This window comes from Aeromonas sp. s2 (assembly GCF_040907935.1).
Classification (GTDB): Bacteria; Pseudomonadota; Gammaproteobacteria; order Enterobacterales; family Aeromonadaceae; genus Aeromonas; species Aeromonas dhakensis.
On record NZ_JBFOCR010000009.1, the window covers coordinates 1 to 22,037 of the forward strand.

Sequence of the window (22,037 nt, forward strand, 5' to 3'; positions counted from 1 at the left end):
ATTTGGTGAGGTGTCCGAGTGGCTGAAGGAGCACGCCTGGAAAGTGTGTATACGGCAACGTATCGAGGGTTCGAATCCCTCCCTCACCGCCAAATGTTAAAGAACCGACCTGATGGTCGGTTTTTTGCTTTGGGGAAGAATTATCAGCTCATGTCGAAGAGGGAGGGTGAGAACCCTCGCCGGGTTCGAGCAGAGCAGCTTGCTGCGATGAACGGCCGCAGGCCGCCCCGAAGGGGTGAGCCACGCAGTGGCGAATCATCCCTCCCTCACCGCCAAATTTTAAAGAACCGACCTGATGGTCGGTTTTTTGCTTTCAGGCTCCGACGAAAGCGAACCCCTCACCCAGCGTCAAGCAGGCCGGCAGCCTCTATCTATCCTCCAGGCTGTCCTGCTGGCTATGACCCGCCCCATGGCGCACCGATCTCATCGCCCATTTGAACGGCCAACCTGATGGCTGATAGTGACATTCCGCCGCCAGCCAGCCTCTGCAGCCAAGCGCCTCAAACGCAAGACCACAGCACCGCCAAATTCCCTCTGCTGGCAGCAACGTCCACCTTGGTGGCACACCCCTTTCCATCCGGAAAACACCTCTCCCAGGCGGCAGCTGACGCTGACGCGCGTTATTGCTCACCGATTGGATATCATTTTGAAAAACTGATACTTAAGTAGCTACACTAGCCATTATCAATCTTCAGGGATGCGTAATAAATGAGCTTAATCGGCCTGGTTCTGGCATTGATCGCCATTCTGGGCGGCAACATGATCGAGGGCGGGCACCCCAGCGCCCTGCTCGATCTGCCCGCCTTCCTCATCGTGATCGGTGGTACTGTCGGTGCCGCTCTGACCCAGTTCCCCTTCTCCGTCGTCGGCAGCACCCTCAAGCGTTTCAAGTGGTTGCTGACCCCTCTCAAACTCGACATGCAGGAGCAGGCCGAACTGCTGGAGAACCTGGCGGGCAGCGCCAGGCGCAGCGGCATGCTGGCCCTGGAAGGGATGATCGACGACATCAAGGACCCCTTCCTGCAAAAGGGGGTGCAGATGATGGTCGACGGCTACGAGAAGACCAAGATCCACGAGGTGCTGGAGAACGAGATCGAGTTCGAGCAGGAAGATCTCGAGCAGACCGTCAAGTTCTATGAGGCCATGGGGGGTTATTGCCCGACCATGGGGATCGTGGGGGCGGTATTTGGCCTCATTCACGCCATGGGCCTGCTGGATGCCCCGGACAAGCTGGGGGGCGCCATTGCGGTGGCCTTCATCGCCACCATCTACGGGGTTTCGGCCGCCAACCTCATCTTCCTGCCCTTCGGCAACCGCTACAAAGCCTTTGCCCACCAGATCCGCCACTACAAGGAGATGACCCTGACCGGCATCCTCTGCATCGTGGACGGCGAATCCCAACAACGTCTGCAAGTCACCCTCGAACCCTACTTAGGAGGCCATGGTGGCAAAAAAGAAAAAGGCTGAGGCGCCGGAGAACCACGAACGCTGGCTGGTCTCCTATGCCGACTTCATGACCCTGCTGTTCGCCCTGTTCGTGGTGCTCTACTCCTTCGCGATGGCCAAGCAGTCTGAAACCCGGGTACTGATCCAGGGCTTCATCGAATCGCTGGGTAAAATAGGCCTGATCTCTCCTCCCGCCGGTTCACCGGTCATGCAAGGGGGAACCGGCATTCTTGAGCCGGAATCCAAGACCACCCCGAGCAGCCCCGAAAAGGAGACTGTGCTGGAGAAAGATGCCCCCGCAGCGGCCTCGGATCCCTTCAACGAGACCATAGGCGCCTCTGAGAAGCCGAGTGCGACGGAGTCCTGGCCTCACAAAACCAAGGAACAAGAGTGGGTGCAGGTCACCAAGAAGAAGCTGGAGCAGCAGCTCAAGGCACAGATTGAATCCAAGGATCTGGAGGTAGAGCAGCTCGGCAGCCAGCTGGTGATCCGCATCGGTGAGAAGGCGCTGTTTCCGGCAGATTCCGCCTTCCTCCAGCCCCAGTTCATTCCGCTGGTCAACAAGATCGCCGGCATTCTGGCGGATATCCCGGGCAAGGTGGTGGTCACAGGTCACACCGACAACTCGCAGGCGCCGGTAGAGCTCTATCGCAGCAACTGGGAGCTGTCGGTGCTGCGTTCGGCCTCCATCGTGCACACCCTGCTCACCAATCCCAAGCTCGATGCCTCCCGAGTCATCGCACAGGGGGTGGCTGATGCCCAGCCCCGCTATCCCAACGACACCCCGGAACACCGGCAGGCCAACCGCCGGGTCGAGATCACCCTCTCCCAGGGCAAGGCCGCCGAAGAGTCCCTCCCCGTCCTCAAACCCTGATCCAGCAGACCCCGCCCGGCGGGGTCTCGTTTTTCTCGATTAGTTTATTTTTCGAACTGCCCTGCGATTTTCCCCCCATTACAAAAGCGAGTGAAAATGATTCTCAAGTAGGAACATTGACCCCGCTTGCAAAATACGATTTTCCTCCCGCTGATTAATAATTAATCCCCTGAAATGACATGTAAATCAGTATCGAAGTGGCATAATACGTAACATCCTTGTTAAGTCTCGTGATTAATTTGGTTAGGGAAAACTCCTATGTTTGCTGATATTGCTGTCCAGCATTGGGCTTTTGCTGTCTATGTAGTTGGGGCCATCTGTATCTGCCTGATCATGATCGGCCTGGCTGCCCTGCTGGGAGGCCGCGCCTACGGCCGAGCCAAGAACAAGCCCTTCGAATCAGGCGTGGACTCCGTGGGCAATGCCCGTCTGCGCTTTTCCGCCAAGTTCTATCTGGTTGCCATGTTCTTCGTCATCTTCGACGTGGAGGCGCTCTATCTCTTTGCCTGGTCCGTCTCCGTTCGGGAGAGCGGCTGGGTCGGCTTCATCGAGGCAGCCATCTTCATCTCCTTGCTGCTGGTAGGCCTCATCTACCTGTGGCGCATCGGCGCCCTCGACTGGGCACCGAAAAAACGCGTCCTGACCGACAAGAAGCCAGACTGAATTACTGATTATCCCTTTGAGGTTGCACCATGAAGTACACCCTGACCCGGATTGACCCGGATGCGCCGGTTGAGCGCTACCCCCAGGAACAGCGCCAGACCGTCGAGGATCCCCTGGCTCAAGAGGCCTCACGCGGCATCATGATCGGGCGCCTCGAAGAGGTGCTGCAGGACACAGTCAACTGGGGCCGCAAGAACTCCCTCTGGCCCTACAACTTCGGCATCTCCTGCTGCTACGTGGAGATGTGTACCGCCTTCACCTCCCCTCATGACGTGGCCCGCTTCGGTGCCGAAGTCATCCGGGCCTCACCGCGCCAGGCCGATTTCATGGTCATCGCCGGCACCCCCTTCATCAAGATGGCCCCGGTCATCCAGCGCCTGTACGAACAGCTGCTCGAACCCAAGTGGGTCATCTCCATGGGGGCCTGCGCCAACTCGGGCGGCATGTATGACATCTACTCGGTCGTGCAGGGCGTCGACAAGTTCCTGCCGGTCGACGTCTACATTCCGGGCTGCCCGCCCCGTCCCGAGGCATTCCTGCAGGCCTTGATGCTGCTGCAGGACTCCATCGGCAAGGAGCGCCGTCCGCTCTCCTGGGTGGTAGGCGATCAGGGCATCTATCGCCCCCAGATGCCTGCCGAGAAGGACCGCAAGCGTGGCGAGCGGATCAACGTCACCAACCTGCGCACGCCGGATGAGATCTGACCATGAAACTGACTCGAGAATTTCCCAGCAACTACGCCATGGCCCAGTGGCAACCGAGTGATCACAAAGACGCTCAGGTAGTCGGCGAGCTGTTTGCCCATTTCGGTGCCGAACGCTTCACCATCCAGAATACCCGCACCGGCGTGCCGGTGGTCTGGCTCTCCCGCGAGCTGCTGCTGGACGTGATGGGGTTCCTTAAAAAGCTGCCCTCCCCGTTCGTGATGCTGTTTGACTTGAGCGCCACCGACGAGCGGATGCGCAGCCATCGTCACGATCTGCCCGACAGCGACTTCACCGTCTTCTATCACCTCATCTCCATCGATCGCAACGCCGACCTGATGTTGAAGGTGCCGCTCAAGGAGGGGGATCTGACGCTGCCCACCGTCAGCCGCCACTTCCCCAACGCCAACTGGTATGAACGGGAAGTGTGGGATCTGATGGGCATCAACTTCGACGGTCACCCGCACCTGACCCGCATCATGATGCCCAAGAGCTGGCAGGGTCACCCGCTGCGCAAGGATTATCCGGCGCGCGCCACCGAATTTGATCCCTTCATGCTCGATGCCGCCAAGCAGGACATGGAGCAGGGCAACCTGATGTTCAAACCGGAAGAGTGGGGCATGAGTCGCGGCAACGAGAACGAGGACTACATGTTCTTGAACCTGGGCCCCAACCACCCCTCCGCCCACGGCGCCTTCCGCCTGGTACTGCAGCTCGATGGCGAGGAGATCCGCGACTGCGTGCCCGATATCGGCTATCACCACCGCGGTGCCGAGAAGATGGGCGAGCGCCAGTCCTGGCACAGCTACATCCCCTACACCGACCGGGTCGAGTACCTGGGCGGGGTGATGAACAACCTGCCCTACGTGCTGGCGGTCGAGAAGCTGGCCGGCATCAAGGTGCCACAGCGGGTCGACATGATCCGGGTGATGCTGGCTGAGCTGTTCCGCATCCAGAGTCACCTGCTGTTCATCGGTACCTATATTCAGGACGTGGGCGCCATGACCCCGGTCTTCTTCACCTTCACCGACCGGCAGCGGATTTACACCATCATCGAGGCCATCACCGGCGCCCGTATGCATCCGGCCTGGTTCCGCATCGGCGGCGTGGCCCACGATCTGCCCGTCGGCTGGCAGCGACTGGTGCAGGACAACCTGCTGAGCTGGCTGCCCAAGCGGCTGATGGACTATGAGAAGGCCGCCATGCGCAACAGCATACTGCGTGGCCGCACCATCGGCGTCGCCGCCTACAACACCGAACAGGCGCTGGCCTGGGGCACCACGGGTGGCGGTCTGCGCGCCACCGGCCTCAACTTCGACGTGCGCAAGTGGCGCCCCTACTCCGGCTACGATCAGTTCGAATTCGAGGTACCGGTCGGTGCCAACGGCGATGCCTACGATCGCGCCCTGGTGCGTATCGAGGAGATGCGCCAGAGCATGCGCATCATAGAGCAGTGCATGAAGAACATGCCGGAGGGGCCGTTCAAGGCGGTTCACCCGCTCACCACGCCGCCGCCCAAAGAGCGCACCCTGCAGGACATCGAAACCCTGATCACTCACTTCCTGCAAGTGTCGTGGGGCCCGGTCATGCCGGCCGCCGAGTCCTTCCAGATGATCGAGGCGACCAAGGGGATCAACAGTTATTACCTGACCAGCGATGGCTCCACCATGAGCTACCGGACCCGGATCCGCACCCCGAGCTTTGCTCACCTGCAACAGATCCCCTCGGTGATCCGTGGCCAGATGGTGTCGGACCTCATCGTCTATCTGGGCAGTATCGATTTCGTTATGTCGGATGTGGACCGTTGAGTAACGGCTGTTACCAAGCGCCGTTACACGACAACAAGAACAAGCCACAAAAGGTTATGCCATGAGCCAGCAATGTCAGTGCCAACACAATCCGTCCCCGCAGGGACAGAGTTCATGCCAGGGCAAGGGGAACGATTTCATCCTGAGCCAGGCAGAACGCGATGCCATCGAGCATGAGAAACACCACTACGAAGATCCCCGTGCCGCCAGTATCGAAGCGCTCAAGATAGTGCAGCAGGCCCGCGGCTGGGTTCCTGACGGTGCCATCCACGCCATCGCCGCCGAGCTCGGTATCCCCGCCAGCGACGTGGAGGGGGTCGCCACCTTCTACAGCCAGATCTTCCGCCAGCCGGTCGGTCGCCACATCATCCGCGTCTGCGACAGCATGGTCTGCTACATCAACGGCCATGAGCAACTGTTGGCCGGCCTGAAAGAGGTGATGAACCTGGCACCCGGCCAGACCTCCGCCGACGGCCGCTTCACCCTGCTGCCAGTCTGCTGCCTCGGCAACTGCGACAAGGGGCCGGCTCTGATGATCGACGACGACACCTTCGGTGGGCTCGACGCCGTCAGCCTGCTCAAGACCCTGGAGGCTTACCCATGACTCTGGCATCCCTTGGTACCGCCAATCGCATCGCCCGCGCCGCCGAGACCCATCCCCTCACCTGGCGGCTGCGCGACGACGGCCAGCCGGTCTGGCTGGATGAATACCAGAGCAAGCAGGGTTACGATGCGGCCCGCAAGGCGCTGGGCCAGATGAGCCCTGATGAAATCGTCGGCACCGTCAAGGATGCCGGCCTCAAGGGTCGCGGCGGCGCCGGCTTCTCCACCGGCGTGAAGTGGGGCCTGATGCCCAAAGACGAGAGCATGAACATCCGTTACCTGCTCTGCAACGCCGACGAGATGGAGCCGAACACCTACAAGGATCGGCTGTTGATGGAGCAACTGCCCCACCTGCTGATCGAGGGGATGATCATCTCGGCCAAGGCCCTCAAGGCCTACCGTGGCTACATCTTCCTGCGCGGCGAGTACGTCGATGCCGCCACCAACCTGCGCCGGGCGGTAGAAGAAGCCAAGGCCGCCGGGCTCCTTGGCAAGAACATCCTGGGCTCGGGCTTTGACTTCGAGCTGTTCGTCCACACTGGCGCCGGCCGTTACATCTGCGGCGAAGAGACGGCGCTCATCAACTCCCTGGAAGGGCGGCGCGCCAACCCGCGCGCCAAACCCCCCTTCCCCGCCGTGTCCGGCGTCTGGGGCAAGCCTACCTGCGTCAACAACGTCGAGACCCTGTGCAACGTGCCCGCCATCATCGGCAACGGTGTGGCCTGGTATCAGGGGCTGGCGCTGCCGGGTTCGGAAGATCACGGCACCAAGCTGATGGGCTTCTCCGGCAAGGTCAACAACCCCGGCCTGTGGGAGCTGCCGTTTGGCATCACCGCCCGCGAGCTGTTCGAGAACTACGCCGGCGGCATGAAGCCCGGCTATCGCCTGAAAGCCTGGCAACCGGGCGGCGCCGGTACCGGCTTCCTGCTGCCCGAGCACCTGGATGCCCAGATGTACGCCGGCGGCATCGGCAAGGTCGGCACCCGGATGGGCACGGGCCTTGCCATGGCGGTGGATGACAGCATCAACATGGTCTCCCTGCTGCGCAACATGGAAGAGTTCTTCGCCCGCGAGTCCTGCGGCTGGTGCACCCCCTGCCGCGACGGCCTGCCCTGGAGCGTCAAGCTGCTGCGCGCGCTGGAGCGGGGCGAGGGTCAGCCAGGGGATCTCGCCACCCTGGAGCAGCTGGTCAGCTTCCTCGGCCCGGGCAAGACCTTCTGTGCCCATGCCCCTGGCGCCATCGAGCCGCTGGGCAGTGCGATGAAGTATTTCCGGTCCGAATTCGAGGCTGGTGTCAAGGCGCCGCAGGATAGTCACAAGCAGCTCAAGGGTATCCAGCCCAACCTGCTGGGCGAGCGCTGGTAAGGCGCCCAGTGCGCCCGCAGAACCGGCGCGAGCCACAGAATTTATCTCATTGAAGTCAGGGAAGTTGTATGGCCACCATTCATGTAGACGGTAAAGAGTTCGAGGTAGACGGGGCAGATAACCTGCTGCAAGCCTGTCTCTCCCTTGGGCTGGACGTCCCCTATTTTTGCTGGCACCCGGCGCTCGGTAGCGTCGGCGCCTGCCGCCAGTGTGCGGTGAAGCAGTATCAGAATGCCGACGACAAGCGCGGCCGCCTGGTCATGTCCTGCATGACCCCCTCCACCGATGGCACCTATATCTCCATCGAGGATGAAGAGGCGAAGGAGTTTCGCAAGACGGTGGTGGAGTGGCAGATGACCAACCACCCCCACGACTGCCCGGTGTGTGAAGAGGGTGGCGCCTGCCACCTGCAGGACATGACGGTGATGACCGGCCACAACAGCCGCCGCTACCGTTTCACCAAGCGCACCCACCAGAATCAGGATCTGGGCCCCTTCATCAACCACGAGATGAACCGCTGCATCGCCTGCTATCGCTGCGTGCGCTACTACAAGGATTACGCCGGTGGCGAGGATCTCGGGGTCTACGGCGCCCACGACAACGTCTACTTCGGCCGGGTCGAGGACGGCACCCTGGAGAGCGAGTTTTCCGGCAACCTGGTGGAGGTCTGCCCCACCGGCGTCTTCACCGACAAGACCCACTCCGAGCGCTACAACCGCAAGTGGGACATGCAGTTCGCCCCCAGCATCTGCCAGGGGTGCTCGGTCGGCTGCAACATCAGCCCGGGTGAGCGTTACGGCGAGCTGCGCCGCATCGAGAACCGCTTCCACGGGGCCCTGAACCACTACTTCCTGTGCGACCGCGGCCGCTTCGGCTACGGCCACGTCAATCTGACCGACCGCCCGCGCCAACCCCTGTTGCAGGATGGCAGTGACAAGCTGGCCATCACGGTGGACGGTGCTCTGAACCGGGCCGCCGATGCCCTGCGCACCGCCGCCGGCGTCATCGGCATCGGCTCGCCGCGGGCGTCGCTTGAGAGCAACTTCGCCCTGCGCGAACTGGTGGGAGCCGCCAACTTCTACAGCGGCGTCGAGCAGAGCGAATGGGAATGCCTGCAGAAGATGCTGCAGATCCTGCAGCACGGCGGTGTGCGCACTCCCAGCCTGCGCGACATGGAAGAGGCCGACGCCGTGCTGGTGCTCGGCGAAGATGTCACCCAGACCGCCGCCCGCATCGCCCTGGCCCTGCGTCAAGCAGTCAAGGGCAAGGGCCGTGAAATCGCCCGCAAGCTGAAGGTGGACCTGTGGCAGGTCGCCGCGGTGCAGACCCTGGCCCAGAACGAGCGCTACCCGCTGCTGATCACCAGTCTCGACACCACCCGACTGGACGATGTGGCGAGCGGCACCCTGCACGCCCCCCACGCGGATCAGGCGCGCCTCGGCTTCGCCATCGCCCATCTGCTCGATGGCAGCGCCCCTGCTCTGACCGATCTCGCCCCCGAGCAACAGGCCCTGGCCGCCAGCTGGGCCGCGCTGCTCGGCAACGCCAAAAAGCCGCTCATCATCGCCGGCGCCGGCGCCCGCAGCCAGGCGTTGCTCGAGGCAGCCAGCAACATCGCCCGCGCCCTCAAGGGCCGTGGCCAGGCCGTGGAGCTCGCCCTGGTCGCTCAAGAGACCAACAGCCTGGGGCTGGCCATGCTGGCCGGCAATGCCGCCCCGCTGGAGGCCGCCCTCGAGCGCATCGAAGGAGAAGAGAAGCTCGCTCTGGTGATGCTCGAGAACGATCTCTACCGCCGCGCACCGCGCAGCCGCGTCGATGCCGCCATCGACCGACTGCAACACCTGCTGGTGGTCGATCATCAGGACACCGGCACCGCCAAGAAGGCGAACCTGGTACTGCCTGCCGCCAGCTTCGCCGAGGGCGACGGTACCCTCATCAACATGGAAGGTCGCGCCCAGCGTTTCTTCCAGGTCTATGCCCCCGCCTTCTACGACGCCGACATCCAGGTGCGCGAGAGCTGGCGCTGGCTGGCCGCCCTGCAAGGGGCGCTGGATCGCAAACCGCTGCGCTGGAACACCTTCGACGATGTGAGCAGTGCCTGCGCCGCCAGCGCTCCGCTGCTGACCAGCATGCGCGAGGCCGCACCCAACGCCGGTCTGCGCATCCGCGGCATGAAGCTCGCCCGCGAGCCGCACCGCTACAGTGGCCGCACCTCCATGCTGGCGGATCAGAACGTGAGCGAGCCCAGAGTCGCCCAGGATCCCGACTCCCCCTTCAACTTCTCCATGGAAGGCTACGCCGGTGCCCGCCAGCCGCTGCAACAGGTGCCGTTCGCCTGGGCGCCGGGCTGGAACTCCCCGTCCGCCTGGAACAAGTTCCAGGACGAGGTGGGTGGCAACCTGCGCGCCGGGGATCCCGGTCGCCGTCTGTTGGAAGCAGGTGAGGAGAGCCTCGGCTGGTTCGACACCATTCCCGCCCCGTTCAGTGCCAAAGAGGCGCTGCAGGTGGTGAGCTATGACCAGCTGTTTGGCGGCGAAGAGCTCTCTGCCAGAAGCCCGGTCATCCAGGCCCGCATGAGCGAGCCCGTGCTGGTGCTGAACCCGGCCGACGCCAACCGTCTCTCCCTTAATGCCGGCAGCCAGGTCGCCTTCTCCTGGGGTGGCCACCACTGGCGGCTGACCCTGCGACTGAGCGAGCATCTGAGCGCCGGTCTGGTTGGCCTGCCGCTTGGTGTCAGCGGTCTGCCGACCGCCCTGCACCAGCAATATCTCGCCAACCTGCAGGAGGCCATCGCATGAGCGACTCTCTGATCGATCTGTTGCTGGAGATCGGCAAGGCATTGATCGTGCTGGTGGGGATCGTGGGGGCCGGCGCCTTCATGAGCTTCATCGAGCGCCGTCTGCTGGCGCTGTGGCAGGATCGTTACGGCCCCAACCGGGTAGGTCCCTTCGGCCTGCTGCAGCTGGCGGCCGACATGATCAAGATGTTCTTCAAGGAGGACTGGATCCCGCCGTTCGCCGATCGGCGGATCTTCGTGCTGGCCCCCATCATCGCCTTTACCGCCTTCATTCTGGCGTTTGCGGTGGTGCCGATCACCCCCACCTGGGGCGTGGCGGATCTCAACGTGGGGCTGCTCTACATCCTGGCTATCGCGGGGCTGGCGGTCTATGCCGTGCTGTTCGCCGGCTGGTCGAGCAACAACAAGTACTCCCTGCTCGGCAGCCTGCGCGCCTCGGCCCAGACCCTCTCCTATGAGGTGTTCCTCGGCCTCTCCTTGATGGGCATCGTCATCCAGACCGGCAGCTTCAACCTGCGAGATATCGTGGAAGCGCAAGCAGGATTGTGGAACATCATCCCCCAGTTCCTGGGCTTCATCACCTTCCTGTTTGCTGGCGTCGCCGTCACCCACCGCCATCCGTTTGACCAGCCGGAAGCCGAGCAGGAGCTCGCCGACGGTTATCACATCGAGTATGCGGGCATGAAGTGGGGTCTGTTCTTCGTGGGTGAGTACATCGGCATCGTGCTGATCTCTTCGCTCATCGTGACCCTGTTCTTCGGTGGCTGGCACGGCCTCTGGCTGCCGCCCTTCATCTGGTTTGCCCTGAAGACCGCCTGCTTCATGGTGTTCTTCATTCTGCTGCGGGCCTCTCTGCCCCGCCCGCGCTTTGACCAGGTGATGTCGTTTGGCTGGAAAGTCTGCCTGCCGCTGACCCTGCTCAACATGCTGGTCACCGGCGCCGTGGTGCTGATGAATGCGCAGTGAGGCCCCGATGGACAGAAAATTTGTGATGCCGTTTGGCTGGAACGTCTGCTTGCCCGCCGCCCTGCATCCCGCTCGGGATGCAGCCGCTACGGGCTGTGGTGCTGATGAATGTGCAGTGAGGCACGACTATGAAAATTATTAACATCATCAAGGGTGTCGGCACCCAGTTACGTAGCCTCGGCATGGTGTTCTCCCATGCCTGGCGCCCCCGCGAGACCCTCAACTACCCGGAGCAGGCCGTCTATGCGGCGCCTCGCTATCGCGGCCGCATCGTGCTGACTCGCGACCCGGACGGCGACGAGCGCTGCGTGGCCTGCAACCTGTGTGCGGTGGCCTGCCCGGTCGGCTGCATCTCGCTGCAAAAATCCGAGCGGGAAGATGGTCGCTGGTACCCGGAGTTCTTTCGCATCAACTTCTCCCGCTGCATCTTCTGCGGCCTGTGCGAAGAGGCCTGCCCCACCACCGCCATCCAGCTGACGCCGGATTTCGAGATGGGCGAGTACCGCCGCCAGGACCTGGTGTACGAGAAGGAGGATCTGCTGATAAGCGGCCCCGGCAAGTACCCGGACTACAACTTCTATCGCATGAGCGGGATGGCCATCGACGGCAAGCCGAAAGGGGATGCCGAGAACGAAGCCAAGCCCATCGATGTCAAGAGCCTGCTGCCCTGAGGAGTCAATCATGGAACTGGCATTCTATGCCGCGGCCCTGGTCGCCATTTACAGCACGCTGCGGGTGATCAGCACCAGCAATCCGATGCACGCGCTGCTCAATCTCATCATCTCCCTCATCGCCGTGGCCATGATCTTCTTCTGCCTGGGCGCCTCCTTCGCGGGTGCCCTGCAGGTGATCGTCTACGCGGGCGCCATCATGGTGCTGTTCGTGTTCGTGGTGATGATGCTGAACCTGGGCTCGGCCCAGGATCAGGAGAAGCACTGGCTCACTCCCACCACCTGGGTGGGCCCGGGCCTGCTTTCGCTCATCCTGCTCGGCTTTCTGGCCTACGGCATTCTCGGGGTCACCGGCGGTGAACTCGGTCTGACCGACGTCAGTGCCAAAGCGGTCGGCATCGCCCTGTTCGGCCCTTACGTGCTGGCGGTGGAGCTTGCCTCCATCCTGCTGCTGGCCGGTCTGGTCACCGCCTATCACCTTGGCCGCGAAGACAAGAGCGGCGAGGTACTCTCGGTGCCCCGCACCCCGGCCCGTCCATCACAAGAAGGAGGTCAGCAATGAATGGCATCCCCATGGAGCACGGACTGCTGCTCGCCGCCGTGCTCTTCTGCATCGGCCTGTGCGGCCTGCTGATCCGCCGCAACTTGCTGTTTATCCTCATGAGTATCGAGATCATGATGAACGCCTCGGCACTGGCATTCGTGGTGGCTGGCAGCCGCTGGGCCCAGGCTGATGGCCAGATCATGTACATACTGGTGATTTCTCTGGCGGCAGCGGAGGCCAGTATCGGCCTCGCCCTGTTACTGCTGCTCTATCGTCGTTACCACACCCTCAACGTGGACACTGTGAGCGAGATGCGCGGATGAGCCTCCTATACCTGACTTTTCTGTTTCCGCTGCTGGGATGGCTGGTGCTGGCCTTCTCCCTCGGTCGTTTCGGCGAGCGCACCTCGGCGCTCATCGGCGTCGGCAGCATAGGGTTGTCGGCCCTCACTACCCTGTGGGTCGGCATCGATTTTCTCAACACCATGCCGGCGGGCGGCGTCTATACCCAGACCCTGTGGCAGTGGATCTCGGTGGGCAGCTTCAGCCCCAGCTTCCGCCTGGCACTGGACGGTCTGTCGCTGACCATGCTGGGGGTGGTGACCGGGGTGGGCTTCTTCATCCACCTGTTCGCCTCCTGGTACATGCGTGGGGAAGAGGGTTATTCGCGCTTCTTCACCTACACCAACCTCTTCATCGCCAGCATGCTGTTCCTGGTGCTGGCCGATGACCTGCTGTTCGTCTATCTGGGCTGGGAAGGGGTGGGGCTGTGCAGCTACCTGCTGATCGGCTTCTACTACAAGGATCGCAACAACGGCGCCGCCGCCCTCAAGGCGTTCGTGGTGACCCGGGTCGGCGATGTCTTCCTCGCCATCGGCCTGTTCATCCTCTATCGCGAGCTCGGCACCCTCAACATCCACGAGCTGCTGGTGCGTGCCCCCACCCTGTTTGCCGAAGGCTCCCCCGCCCTGTCGCTGGCCTGCCTGATGCTGCTCGGCGGCGCCGTCGGCAAATCGGCCCAGCTGCCGCTGCAGACCTGGCTGGCGGATGCCATGGCGGGCCCGACCCCGGTCTCGGCACTGATCCACGCGGCCACCATGGTGACCGCCGGTGTCTATCTCATCGCCCGCACCCACGGTCTGTTCCTGCTAGCCCCCGAGATCCTGCATCTGGTGGCGCTGGTCGGGGCCATTACCCTGGTGCTGGCGGGCTTTGCGGCCCTGGTGCAAACCGACATCAAGCGGATCCTGGCCTACTCCACCATGAGCCAGATCGGCTACATGTTCCTGGCCCTCGGCGTTGGTGCCTGGGAAGGGGCCATCTTCCACCTGATGACCCACGCCTTCTTCAAGGCGCTGTTGTTCCTCTCCGCCGGTGCCGTGATCGTCGCCACCCACCACGAGCAGAACATCTTCAAGATGGGGGGCTTGCGCAAGAGCCTGCCGCTGGTCTATGCCTGCTTCCTGGTAGGGGGCTCGGCCTTGGCCGCGCTGCCGCTGGTGACCGCCGGTTTCTACAGTAAAGACGCCATCCTGTGGCAGGTGCAGGCCAGCGGCCAGAGCGCCCTGCTGTGGGCTGGCCTTGGCGGTGCCTTCCTCACCTCCCTCTACACCTTCCGCCTCATTTTCATCGCCTTCCACGGCGAGGCGAAGACCGAGGCTCACGCCGGTCACGGTCTGGCCCACCAGCTGCCGCTGCTGGTGCTGCTGGTGCTCTCCACCGGCATCGGCGCCCTGATCGTGCCGCCGCTGGCGGGGGTACTGCCGGCGGGTCCGGGGGATCACATCGAAGAGGGGCGCCACGCGTTGGAGATCACCTCCGCCGTCATCGCCATCGCCGGTATCGCCCTAGCTGCCTTCCTGTTCCTGGGTGAGCGCCGCCTGGCCAGCAGCATAGCCAACAGCGCGCCGGGCAAGTTGCTCAGCACTCTCTGGTTCAATGCCTGGGGCTTTGACTGGCTTTACGATCAGCTGTGGGTCAAACCGTATCTGCTGGCGACCCGCCTGCTCGGCAAGGATCCGCTGGACTGGATGATGAACCTGCCGGCCTGGCTGGCCCAGAGCGGCCACCAGCTGCTGGCCTGGACCGTTTCCGGCAAGTTGCGCTGGTATGCAGCCTCCATGGGGATGGGCGCCGCCCTGATCCTGGCCCTGCTGCTGCTCGGCTGATCCCGTGATGCAGCCCCTGAACTCGCAGCAAGCCCACGGGCCTGCACAGTGACTAGAACATAGACGAGAGCTGATATCGTGACCTTACTCTGGATCTTGTTAATACCCTTCATCGGCGGTCTGCTCTGTTGGCAGACCGAGCGATTCGGCGAGTACTTCGTACGCTGGGTCGCCCTGCTGTCGATGAGCGCCTGCCTGCTGCTCTCCTGCGCCATCTGGTGGAGCGGTGACTTCACCCTGGCAGCCCAGGGCGGCGTACCCGTCTGGGCCGCCGAACTGCAACTGCCCTGGATCCCCCGCTTTGGCATCTCACTGCACCTGGCGGTGGATGGCTTGTCGCTGCTGATGGTGATCCTCACCTGCTTCATCGGCGTGCTGGCCATCCTCTGTTCCTGGAAGGAAATCGTGCAGCGCATCGGCTTCTTCCACCTCAACCTGTTGTGGATCCTGGGTGGCGTACTCGGCGTCTTCATGGCGCTGGACCTGTTCCTGTTCTTCTTCTTCTGGGAGATGATGCTGGTGCCCATGTACTTCCTGATTGCGCTGTGGGGCCACTCGGTCACCGACGGCAAATCCCGGATCAACGCCGCCACCAAGTTCTTCATCTACACCCAGGTCAGCGGCCTCATCATGCTGGTCGCCATCCTGGGCCTGGTGCTGACTCACCATGCCGCCACCGGCGTGTTTACCTTCAACTATCAGGACTTGTTGAACACCCCCATGAGCGAGGGTGTGCAGTGGCTGCTGATGCTGGGCTTCTTCATCGCCTTCGCGGTCAAGATGCCGCTGGTGCCGCTGCACGGCTGGCTGCCGGATGCCCACAGCCAGGCGCCGACCGCGGGTTCCGTGGACTTGGCAGGGATCCTGCTCAAAACCGCCGCCTACGGCCTGCTGCGCTTCGCCTTGCCGCTGTTCCCCGAGGCATCCGCCGAATTTGCCCCCTACGCCATGGTGCTGGGCCTCATCGGCATCGTCTACGGCGCCATCGTGGCGTTCGCCCAGACCGACATCAAGCGGCTGGTGGCCTACACCAGCATCTCCCACATGGGCTTCGTGATGATCGCCATCTATTCGGGCAGCGAGCTGGCCCTGCAGGGTGCCGTGGTACAGATGATCGCCCACGGTCTCTCCGCCGCCGGCCTCTTCATCCTGTGCGGTCAGCTCTACGAGCGTCTGCACACCCGAGACCTGCGCCTGATGGGCGGGCTGTGGGGTCGTCTGCGCTACCTGCCCGGCGTGATGCTGTTCTTCTCGGTCGCCTCTCTGGGGATGCCGGGCACCGGCAACTTCGTCGGCGAGTTCCTGATCCTCATCGGCAGCTTCCAGGTTGCCCCCGTGCTCACCATCATCGCCACCTTCGGGCTGGTACTGGCCTCGGTCTACTCCCTCATCATGCTGCAGCGCGCCTGCTTCGGTACCCCCAAGGACGAGAGCGTCCTCAAGGGGCTCGACAGCCGCGAGCTGGTGATGATGATGACCATCGCCGGTCTTTTGGTGCTGCTCGGTGTCTATCCCCAACCTGTGCTCGACACCGCGGGCAACAGCCTGCTGAGCGTGCTGCACTGGTACGCTCTGCCCTTCGCAGGAGCATTGCAATGAGAGTGACCGCTGTTAAACCGCTGGCCCTGTTGCCTTCCTTGTCCCTTACAGGAGCACTGCAATGACCTTCACCGCTTCGCAACTGCTGGCCCTGCTGCCCCTGTTGCTGACAACCGGGGCCATGGTGGCCCTGATGCTGGCCATCGCCTGGAAACGGTGCGATGACACCGCCTTCGTGGTCACCATCGCCGGTCTCAACCTGGCGCTCTTCTCCCTGCCCATCGTGATGGCGCAAGGCGATCAGGGGGTCACCCCGCTGCTGCAGATCGATGGCTACGCCGTCTTCTACATGGGCCTGGTGCTCATCGGCGCCCTGGCGACCTGTACCTTCGGCCGCTCCTGGCTCAAGGGCTATCCGGACAACCGGGAAGAGTTCTACCTGCTGCTGCTGATCGCCACCGCCGGTGGCCTGGTGCTGGCCGGCTCCCGTCACCTCGCCTCCCTGTTCATCGGGATCGAGATGCTGACCCTGCCGATGTTCGGTCTGGTGGGCTACGCCTATCGCGAGCGCCACTCGCTGGAGGCCAGCATCAAGTACATGGTGCTCTCCGCCGCCGCCACCGCCTTCCTGCTGTTCGGCATGGCGCTGCTCTATGCCCAGGCAGGGAGCCTCAGCTTCAGCGATCTGGGGCTGACCCTGGCCACCACCCCGGCCCACCACCCGCTGCTGATGGGCGGTCTGGGTCTGATGCTGGTCGGCTTTGCCTTCAAGCTCTCCCTGGCACCGTTCCACCTCTGGACCCCGGACGTGTACGAAGGGGCGCCGGCCCCGGTGGCCACCTTCCTCGCCACCGTCAGCAAGATCGCGGTGTTCTGCGTGCTGCTGCGTTTCTACCTGGCGGTGCCCGCCGCCGCGGATCCCATGATCCACTGGCTGCTGGCCGCCATGGCGGTGGTCTCCATCGTCATCGGCAACCTGCTGGCCCTGCTGCAGACCAACATCAAGCGGATGATGGGTTACTCCTCCATCTCCCACTTCGGCTACCTGCTGGCGGTGATCGTGGCGAGCCGTCTCGGCCAGATGCCGGTGGAAGCGGCCGGCGTCTATCTGCTGATGTATCTGTTCACCAGCTTGGGGGCCTTCGGCGTCATCAGCATGATGTCCAGCCCCTATCGCGGCAAGGATGCGGACTCCCTGCACAGCTACCGCGGCCTGTTCTGGCGTCGCCCCTACCTGACCGCCGTGCTGACCGTGATGATGCTCTCGCTGGCCGGTATCCCCATGACGCTCGGCTTCATCGGCAAGTTCTACCTGATCGGGGTGACCGTCGATGCCAAGCTGTGGTGGCTCTCCGGCGCCATCGTGCTCGGCAGTGCACTGGGTCTCTATTACTACCTGCGGGTCATGGTCACCCTCTACCTGCGCGAGCCCGGCATGCAGCTGCGCGACGCCAAGGGGGACTGGGCCATCACCTCCGGTGGTCTGGTGGTGCTGCTCTCCGCCGCACTGGTGGTGGCACTGGGTCTCTATCCCCAGCCGGTCATCAGCCTGGTGCAGGGCTTCCAGAACGTGGTGCTGCGCTGATTTCACGCCACCCAAAAAAACCGGCCCAAGTGGCCGGTTTTTTTATCTGCCCAGAGCGGGATGTCCGCTCAGCTGTCTCAAATTTATCTGCCTTTATAACGGCTTATAAGCGCTTATCGGACACGACCGGGTATCCACCTCGCCCGCCTTGCTGATATATTGGCCATTGGCAGGAAAGGAGTTCCGAGGGATGATGCAGCCCGCTTTTCTTTCATTCGATACGCAGCCACTGGCCGATGCACTGCAGCCCTATCGCGGGGAGCGGCTCGATCTCTTGCTGGCCGAGCAGGATGCCGGGCACGTGGCCGAGTTGCAGCAGCAGTGCCGGCGGCTCGATATTCGGCTCAGCGGCGCACTCTTTCCCCGCCTCATCAGCCGCCACGGCTTTCATGAGCACGGTGCCTGGCTGCTGCCGCGCCCGGCTTCCCACGCCCCCCTGCTCATCCCGCTCGATCCCGCCGCCAGCACAGACCTGCAAGTCAGCACCCTTTGCGATGCGCTGCTCCCCCAGCTTGCGCAGTGGCCAGAAGCCGCAGGCGTACCGACCCTCTTTCTGACCTTTGATGCCATGATCCCCAACATCGCCTCCCTCCTCGAGGGGATCTATCTGCATCTCGCGGACAGGGTCAATTATGCCGGCGTCAATGCCGGCAGCGGCCAGTTCCGCCCCATGCCCTGCCTGTTCGACAACCACAGATTGCTGGCGCAGGCGGTCTGCTGCACCCTGCTGCCCCACCACAGCTACCCGCTGCTCGAGCACGGCTATCAGCTCACCGCCCAGCCCATGCTGGCCACCAGCAGCGAGGGCAACAAGATTGCCTTCATCGACTGGGAGCCGGCCTTCAGTCGCTACCAGTCCCTGGTCCAGCAACAGTTCCAACAGCGCCTGACGCCGGATCAGTTCTACCAGTACGGTGTCCACCTGCCGCTCGGGCTGCTGCGGGCCAACGGCGACGTCATCGTGCGCATCCCGGTCGCCGTCACCGACGAGGGGGCTCTGCTCTGCGTCGGGGAGGTGCCGGATCACAGCATCCTCACCCTGCTCAAGGCGCCGCAGAGCCCGACCGCCCACGCCATCGAGCTGGCCGAAAAGCTGAGCCGGCACGGCGCCCCCGAGCGCCTCGAGATCTACTACTGCGCCGGCCGTCAGCAGCACTTCGGCGAGCAGAGCACGCTGGAGCTGAAGACCCTCTTCAGCCACAGCGGTGCCCACGAGCTGGTGGGCGCCCTCTCCCTTGGCGAGATCGGCAGCCTGCGACCAGGGGAGTATCCGCTGTTTCACAACGGAGCCATTCTCTGCAACGGGGAGGGACGGCGATGAACAACGACCACGCCATGGCCATCGTCTGCGATCTTGCCCTCTGCATCGGTCGCGAGGTCACTCTGGACGCCCTGTTGACCAAGGTGCTGCAGCGTTTTCTGTTTCACTGTGCCTGCCCGGTCGGGCTGGTGCTGCAGCAGTTGCCACAGGGTGAGTACAAGATCATCAAGGCGATTGGGGATGAGCAGCTGGTCAGCCATCAGGGGGAGCCGCTCGCGCTGCCCCACTGGGTCGGCGACGGCGAGCAGTGCATCCTGCACGCCCCGCTGCCGCTGCCCGCTGCACGCCCCTACCCCTTTGCCTACCGGCTGCGGATCGAGGGGGGTTACCTGATGCTGCTGCTCTCCCCCAATGCGGAGCAGCAGGGGGAGCGGCTCTGTCACCTGTTCAGCCCCATCCTCGGCAACCTGGCCCGCGCCATCCAGCTGTGCCGGGACAGCGAGCAGCTGGCGCTGCGCCAGCAGGCGGAGCTGGTCGACATGCAGCGCTTCAACGAATCCCTGCTCAAGGCAATTCCCATTCCGGTGTTTTACAAGGATGTCGAGGGGCGTTTCATCAGCTGCAACCCGACCTTCACCCAGATCACCGGCATCAGCAAGGCCGAGCTGCAGGGCAAGCGGGTGGACGAGCTCCTGCCCCCGGAGATGGCCGACGAATACACCCAGCGCGACCTGGAAGTGCTGCGCAGCAGGCAGCCGCAATATTTCGAGCACACCCTGTTTGACCGGGAGGGCCGCCGCTATCAGGTGCTCAACTTCAAGGATCTCTTCTACGACCATCAGGGCGAGGTGGCCGGCATCATAGGCGCGCTGGTCGACATCACCCACATCAAGGAGAGCGAGCAGCAGCAACGTACCCTGCTGTTCCAGACCATAGCGGCGCTCTCCTCCGCCATCGCCCACAAGGATCCCAGCACCGCGGGCCACGAGCGGCGCGTGCACGATCTGGCGCTGGCCATCGGCCAGCATCTGCAACTCGCGCAGGATCGGCTGGATGGACTGGGCCTCGCCGCCATGGTGCACAACATCGGCCTGCTGCAGATCCCGGCGGAGATCCTCACCCGCCCCCGCGAATTGCGGGAGGTGGAGTTCGAGCTCATCAAGCTGCACCCGCAGGCGGGCTGTGAAATTCTGCAGCAGATAGACTTCCCCTGGCCCATCGCCACCATAGTGCAGCAGCACCATGAGAACATGGACGGCAGTGGCTATCCGCAGGGATTGCAGGGGGATGCTATCTGCCTGGAGGCGCGCATCATCCGGGTGGCCGACTCCCTGGCGGCCATGACGGCCCACCGTCCGTTTCGGCGGGCCCTCTCCTTCACCGATGCCTTCGCCGAGCTGACCCGCTATGCCGGTGTCCACTACGACGAACAGGTGGTCAGCGCCTGCTTCGCCGTCTGGCAGGCGGGCTACCGCTTCGCCCCCCTTTGACCGAGGCTGGATGACGATGAGTTCAAGACCCGCACCGCCCTTTACCCCGCTGTCCACGGCCGCCCTGCTTGGTCAGGTGATGGATCAGCTGCCCTACCGGGTGCTGCTCAAGGATACCCGCTCCCTCTTCATCGCCTGCAACCGGCTGCTGGCAGACGATCTCGCTCTCAGCCCGGCCGAACTGGTCGGCAAGTGCGATGCCGACTTCTTCCCGGCCGAGCTGGCCCAGCGCTATCGGGACGACGATCTCAGGGTCATGGCCAGCGGCACCACCCAGCGCCACGAGGAGCCTTATCTCAAGGGAGGCGAGGCCCGCTGGCTCAGCACCACCAAGTTTCCCCTGTTCGACGAGCTGGGTCAGGTGGTCGGCGTCGGGGTCTTCTTCGATGACATCACCGAGAAGAAGCAGCAGCAGGAGCGGCTGCAACAGTACACCTGGACCCTGGAGGCCATCGGCCGTGCCCATCACGCCATGCTCAGGCCGGACGACGAGCAGACGCTGCTGCAGGAGATCTGCGACGCCATCACCTTCGATGGCCGTTTCCCCCTCGTCACCGTGCTGCAGGAAAAACCTGACCAGCACACCCTGCAGGTGCTGGCGCAGGCGGGCAACGCAACCTGGTTTGCCAGCGACGAGTGGCTGACCCGGGATCCCGCCCTGCACCAGGCCATCAGCACAGAGATGCCGTGCAACGAGGCGCTCCCCTGCGAGCTGGTACATCATTCGGCCACCCTGCGCGCCCGCCTGCTGCTGCCGCTGCAGTGGCACACCGGCGGGCGCGGCGGCCTGCTCATTCACAGCGAGCAGGCCCGCCCCTTCACCGACGAGGAGGTGCACCTATTCAGCCAGCTGGCGGACTACCTTGCCTATGGCCTGCAGGCCCGCAGCACCCAGCAGGCCTACCTCACCGCCCAGCGCGACAAGGTGCTGCATGCCCGTCAGCTGGAGCTGGCGCTGGAAGATGCCCTCGGTGCCATTGCCGCCGTGCTGGAGCAGCGCGATCCCTACACCGCCGGCCACCAGAAGCACGTCGCCACCCTGGCGCTGGCCATCGGTCGCGAGCTGAAGCTGGACGACAAGCGATTGCGAGGGCTCTATCTGGGGGCCATGGTGCACGACATCGGCAAGATCCAGGTACCGGTCGACATCCTCACCAAGCCGGGGCGGCTGACCCCGCAGGAGTTCAACCTGGTCAAGGAGCACCCGGGCGCCGGTTATCAGGTGCTCAAGGACATCGCCCTGCCCTGGCCCATCGCCCAGATGATCCACCAGCACCACGAGTACATCGACGGCTCCGGCTACCCTGCCGGGCTCAAGGGCGAGCAGATCCTGCTGGAGGCCCGCATCCTCACGGTGGCCGACATAGTGGAGTCCATGTCCTCCGACCGCCCCTACCGCGCCGCCCTCGGCATTCCCCAGGCCAGGGCCCATATCATCCAGCTGCGCGGCACCCGACTGGATGAAGCCGTCGTGGACGCCTGCCTGCGCATTCTCGATCGCGGTGACTTCATCCCCCACGAACTGGGTCACGGCCGCCCCTAGCGGGAAGGTCG

18 protein-coding genes, 1 tRNA gene and 1 other RNA gene are annotated in these 22,037 nt (G+C 63.5%); all 20 read left to right on the plus strand.

The window, feature by feature from the left end:
- The first annotated feature begins 4 nt into the window (after positions 1 to 4).
- Positions 5 to 92: transfer RNA gene (locus tag AB5Y81_RS04970), tRNA-Ser, on the plus strand.
- Positions 93 to 146: 54 nt separating this feature from the next.
- Positions 147 to 275: non-coding RNA, RtT sRNA (locus AB5Y81_RS04975), on the plus strand.
- A 433-nt stretch (positions 276 to 708) separates the two neighbouring features.
- Complete coding sequence (locus AB5Y81_RS04980; protein ID WP_274437480.1) at positions 709 to 1,467, plus strand: flagellar motor protein; 759 nt, start codon at positions 709 to 711, stop codon at positions 1,465 to 1,467.
- The gene (locus AB5Y81_RS04985; protein WP_164464948.1) at positions 1,442 to 2,320 is read left to right on the plus strand and encodes a flagellar motor protein MotB; all 879 of its coding nucleotides are present in this window, start codon (positions 1,442 to 1,444) and stop codon (positions 2,318 to 2,320) included. Before AB5Y81_RS04980 ends, AB5Y81_RS04985 begins: the two co-directional genes overlap by 26 nt.
- Before the next feature lie 258 nt (positions 2,321 to 2,578).
- Entirely contained in the window at positions 2,579 to 2,983 is a 405-nt protein-coding gene (locus AB5Y81_RS04990; RefSeq protein WP_010634271.1) for an NADH-quinone oxidoreductase subunit A, read from the plus strand.
- 29 nt (positions 2,984 to 3,012) lie between these two features.
- Positions 3,013 to 3,687 (plus strand): NADH-quinone oxidoreductase subunit B family protein, encoded by a 675-nt coding sequence (locus AB5Y81_RS04995; RefSeq protein WP_005299840.1) that lies wholly within the window; start codon positions 3,013 to 3,015, stop codon positions 3,685 to 3,687.
- Between the two features lie 2 nt (positions 3,688 to 3,689).
- The gene (gene nuoC / locus AB5Y81_RS05000) at positions 3,690 to 5,495 is read left to right on the plus strand and encodes an NADH-quinone oxidoreductase subunit C/D (RefSeq protein WP_279484485.1); all 1,806 of its coding nucleotides are present in this window, start codon (positions 3,690 to 3,692) and stop codon (positions 5,493 to 5,495) included.
- A 61-nt stretch (positions 5,496 to 5,556) separates the two neighbouring features.
- Positions 5,557 to 6,099, plus strand: a complete 543-nt coding sequence (nuoE, locus tag AB5Y81_RS05005; protein ID WP_279484486.1) for an NADH-quinone oxidoreductase subunit NuoE — start codon at positions 5,557 to 5,559, stop codon at positions 6,097 to 6,099.
- The gene (nuoF, locus tag AB5Y81_RS05010; RefSeq protein ID WP_139724643.1) at positions 6,096 to 7,463 is read left to right on the plus strand and encodes an NADH-quinone oxidoreductase subunit NuoF; all 1,368 of its coding nucleotides are present in this window, start codon (positions 6,096 to 6,098) and stop codon (positions 7,461 to 7,463) included. The genes nuoE and nuoF overlap by 4 nt, the downstream gene beginning before the upstream one ends.
- Positions 7,464 to 7,531: 68 nt before the next feature.
- Positions 7,532 to 10,261 (plus strand): NADH-quinone oxidoreductase subunit NuoG, encoded by a 2,730-nt coding sequence (nuoG, locus tag AB5Y81_RS05015; protein WP_279484487.1) that lies wholly within the window; start codon positions 7,532 to 7,534, stop codon positions 10,259 to 10,261.
- Entirely contained in the window at positions 10,258 to 11,226 is a 969-nt protein-coding gene (nuoH, locus tag AB5Y81_RS05020; RefSeq protein ID WP_279484488.1) for an NADH-quinone oxidoreductase subunit NuoH, read from the plus strand. Before nuoG ends, nuoH begins: the two co-directional genes overlap by 4 nt.
- A 128-nt stretch (positions 11,227 to 11,354) precedes the next feature.
- Positions 11,355 to 11,897: an NADH-quinone oxidoreductase subunit NuoI gene (gene nuoI / locus AB5Y81_RS05025; protein ID WP_005299827.1), complete on the plus strand. Its 543-nt coding sequence runs from the start codon at positions 11,355 to 11,357 to the stop codon at positions 11,895 to 11,897.
- 10 nt (positions 11,898 to 11,907) lie between these two features.
- On the plus strand, positions 11,908 to 12,459 hold the full coding sequence (gene nuoJ, locus AB5Y81_RS05030) for an NADH-quinone oxidoreductase subunit J (protein WP_017765895.1): 552 nt from the start codon (positions 11,908 to 11,910) through the stop codon (positions 12,457 to 12,459).
- Positions 12,456 to 12,764, plus strand: a complete 309-nt coding sequence (gene nuoK, locus AB5Y81_RS05035) for an NADH-quinone oxidoreductase subunit NuoK (protein ID WP_005299823.1) — start codon at positions 12,456 to 12,458, stop codon at positions 12,762 to 12,764. The genes nuoJ and nuoK overlap by 4 nt, the downstream gene beginning before the upstream one ends.
- Positions 12,761 to 14,608, plus strand: coding sequence for an NADH-quinone oxidoreductase subunit L (gene nuoL / locus AB5Y81_RS05040; RefSeq protein WP_042050902.1), 1,848 nt, complete (start codon positions 12,761 to 12,763; stop codon positions 14,606 to 14,608). Before nuoK ends, nuoL begins: the two co-directional genes overlap by 4 nt.
- Positions 14,609 to 14,686: 78 nt before the next feature.
- A complete protein-coding gene (gene nuoM / locus AB5Y81_RS05045) occupies positions 14,687 to 16,207 on the plus strand; it encodes an NADH-quinone oxidoreductase subunit M (protein ID WP_026458937.1) in 1,521 nt (506 codons plus the stop codon).
- A 61-nt stretch (positions 16,208 to 16,268) separates the two neighbouring features.
- Positions 16,269 to 17,732: an NADH-quinone oxidoreductase subunit NuoN gene (gene nuoN / locus AB5Y81_RS05050; RefSeq protein ID WP_010634280.1), complete on the plus strand. Its 1,464-nt coding sequence runs from the start codon at positions 16,269 to 16,271 to the stop codon at positions 17,730 to 17,732.
- A gap of 190 nt (positions 17,733 to 17,922) precedes the next feature.
- Positions 17,923 to 19,053, plus strand: coding sequence for an FIST signal transduction protein (locus AB5Y81_RS05055; RefSeq protein WP_043170961.1), 1,131 nt, complete (start codon positions 17,923 to 17,925; stop codon positions 19,051 to 19,053).
- Complete coding sequence (locus AB5Y81_RS05060) at positions 19,050 to 20,483, plus strand: HD domain-containing phosphohydrolase (protein ID WP_024941381.1); 1,434 nt, start codon at positions 19,050 to 19,052, stop codon at positions 20,481 to 20,483. The genes AB5Y81_RS05055 and AB5Y81_RS05060 overlap by 4 nt, the downstream gene beginning before the upstream one ends.
- A gap of 16 nt (positions 20,484 to 20,499) precedes the next feature.
- Positions 20,500 to 22,026: an HD domain-containing phosphohydrolase gene (locus AB5Y81_RS05065; protein ID WP_279484489.1), complete on the plus strand. Its 1,527-nt coding sequence runs from the start codon at positions 20,500 to 20,502 to the stop codon at positions 22,024 to 22,026.
- Positions 22,027 to 22,037: the final 11 nt, after the last annotated feature.

Bases quoted from the DNA above. Each gene is read 5' to 3' on its own strand.
- AB5Y81_RS04980 (WP_274437480.1), top strand. From the start codon at position 709: ATGAGCTTAATCGGCCTGGTTCTGGCATTGATCGCCATTCTGGGCGGC.
- AB5Y81_RS04985 (WP_164464948.1), top strand. From the start codon at position 1,442: ATGGTGGCAAAAAAGAAAAAGGCTGAGGCGCCGGAGAACCACGAACGC.
- AB5Y81_RS04990 (WP_010634271.1), top strand. From the start codon at position 2,579: ATGTTTGCTGATATTGCTGTCCAGCATTGGGCTTTTGCTGTCTATGTA.
- AB5Y81_RS04995 (WP_005299840.1), top strand. From the start codon at position 3,013: ATGAAGTACACCCTGACCCGGATTGACCCGGATGCGCCGGTTGAGCGC.
- nuoC (WP_279484485.1), top strand. From the start codon at position 3,690: ATGAAACTGACTCGAGAATTTCCCAGCAACTACGCCATGGCCCAGTGG.
- nuoE (WP_279484486.1), top strand. From the start codon at position 5,557: ATGAGCCAGCAATGTCAGTGCCAACACAATCCGTCCCCGCAGGGACAG.
- nuoF (WP_139724643.1), top strand. From the start codon at position 6,096: ATGACTCTGGCATCCCTTGGTACCGCCAATCGCATCGCCCGCGCCGCC.
- nuoG (WP_279484487.1), top strand. From the start codon at position 7,532: ATGGCCACCATTCATGTAGACGGTAAAGAGTTCGAGGTAGACGGGGCA.
- nuoH (WP_279484488.1), top strand. From the start codon at position 10,258: ATGAGCGACTCTCTGATCGATCTGTTGCTGGAGATCGGCAAGGCATTG.
- nuoI (WP_005299827.1), top strand. From the start codon at position 11,355: ATGAAAATTATTAACATCATCAAGGGTGTCGGCACCCAGTTACGTAGC.
- nuoJ (WP_017765895.1), top strand. From the start codon at position 11,908: ATGGAACTGGCATTCTATGCCGCGGCCCTGGTCGCCATTTACAGCACG.
- nuoK (WP_005299823.1), top strand. From the start codon at position 12,456: ATGAATGGCATCCCCATGGAGCACGGACTGCTGCTCGCCGCCGTGCTC.
- nuoL (WP_042050902.1), top strand. From the start codon at position 12,761: ATGAGCCTCCTATACCTGACTTTTCTGTTTCCGCTGCTGGGATGGCTG.
- nuoN (WP_010634280.1), top strand. From the start codon at position 16,269: ATGACCTTCACCGCTTCGCAACTGCTGGCCCTGCTGCCCCTGTTGCTG.
- AB5Y81_RS05055 (WP_043170961.1), top strand. From the start codon at position 17,923: ATGATGCAGCCCGCTTTTCTTTCATTCGATACGCAGCCACTGGCCGAT.
- AB5Y81_RS05060 (WP_024941381.1), top strand. From the start codon at position 19,050: ATGAACAACGACCACGCCATGGCCATCGTCTGCGATCTTGCCCTCTGC.
- AB5Y81_RS05065 (WP_279484489.1), top strand. From the start codon at position 20,500: ATGAGTTCAAGACCCGCACCGCCCTTTACCCCGCTGTCCACGGCCGCC.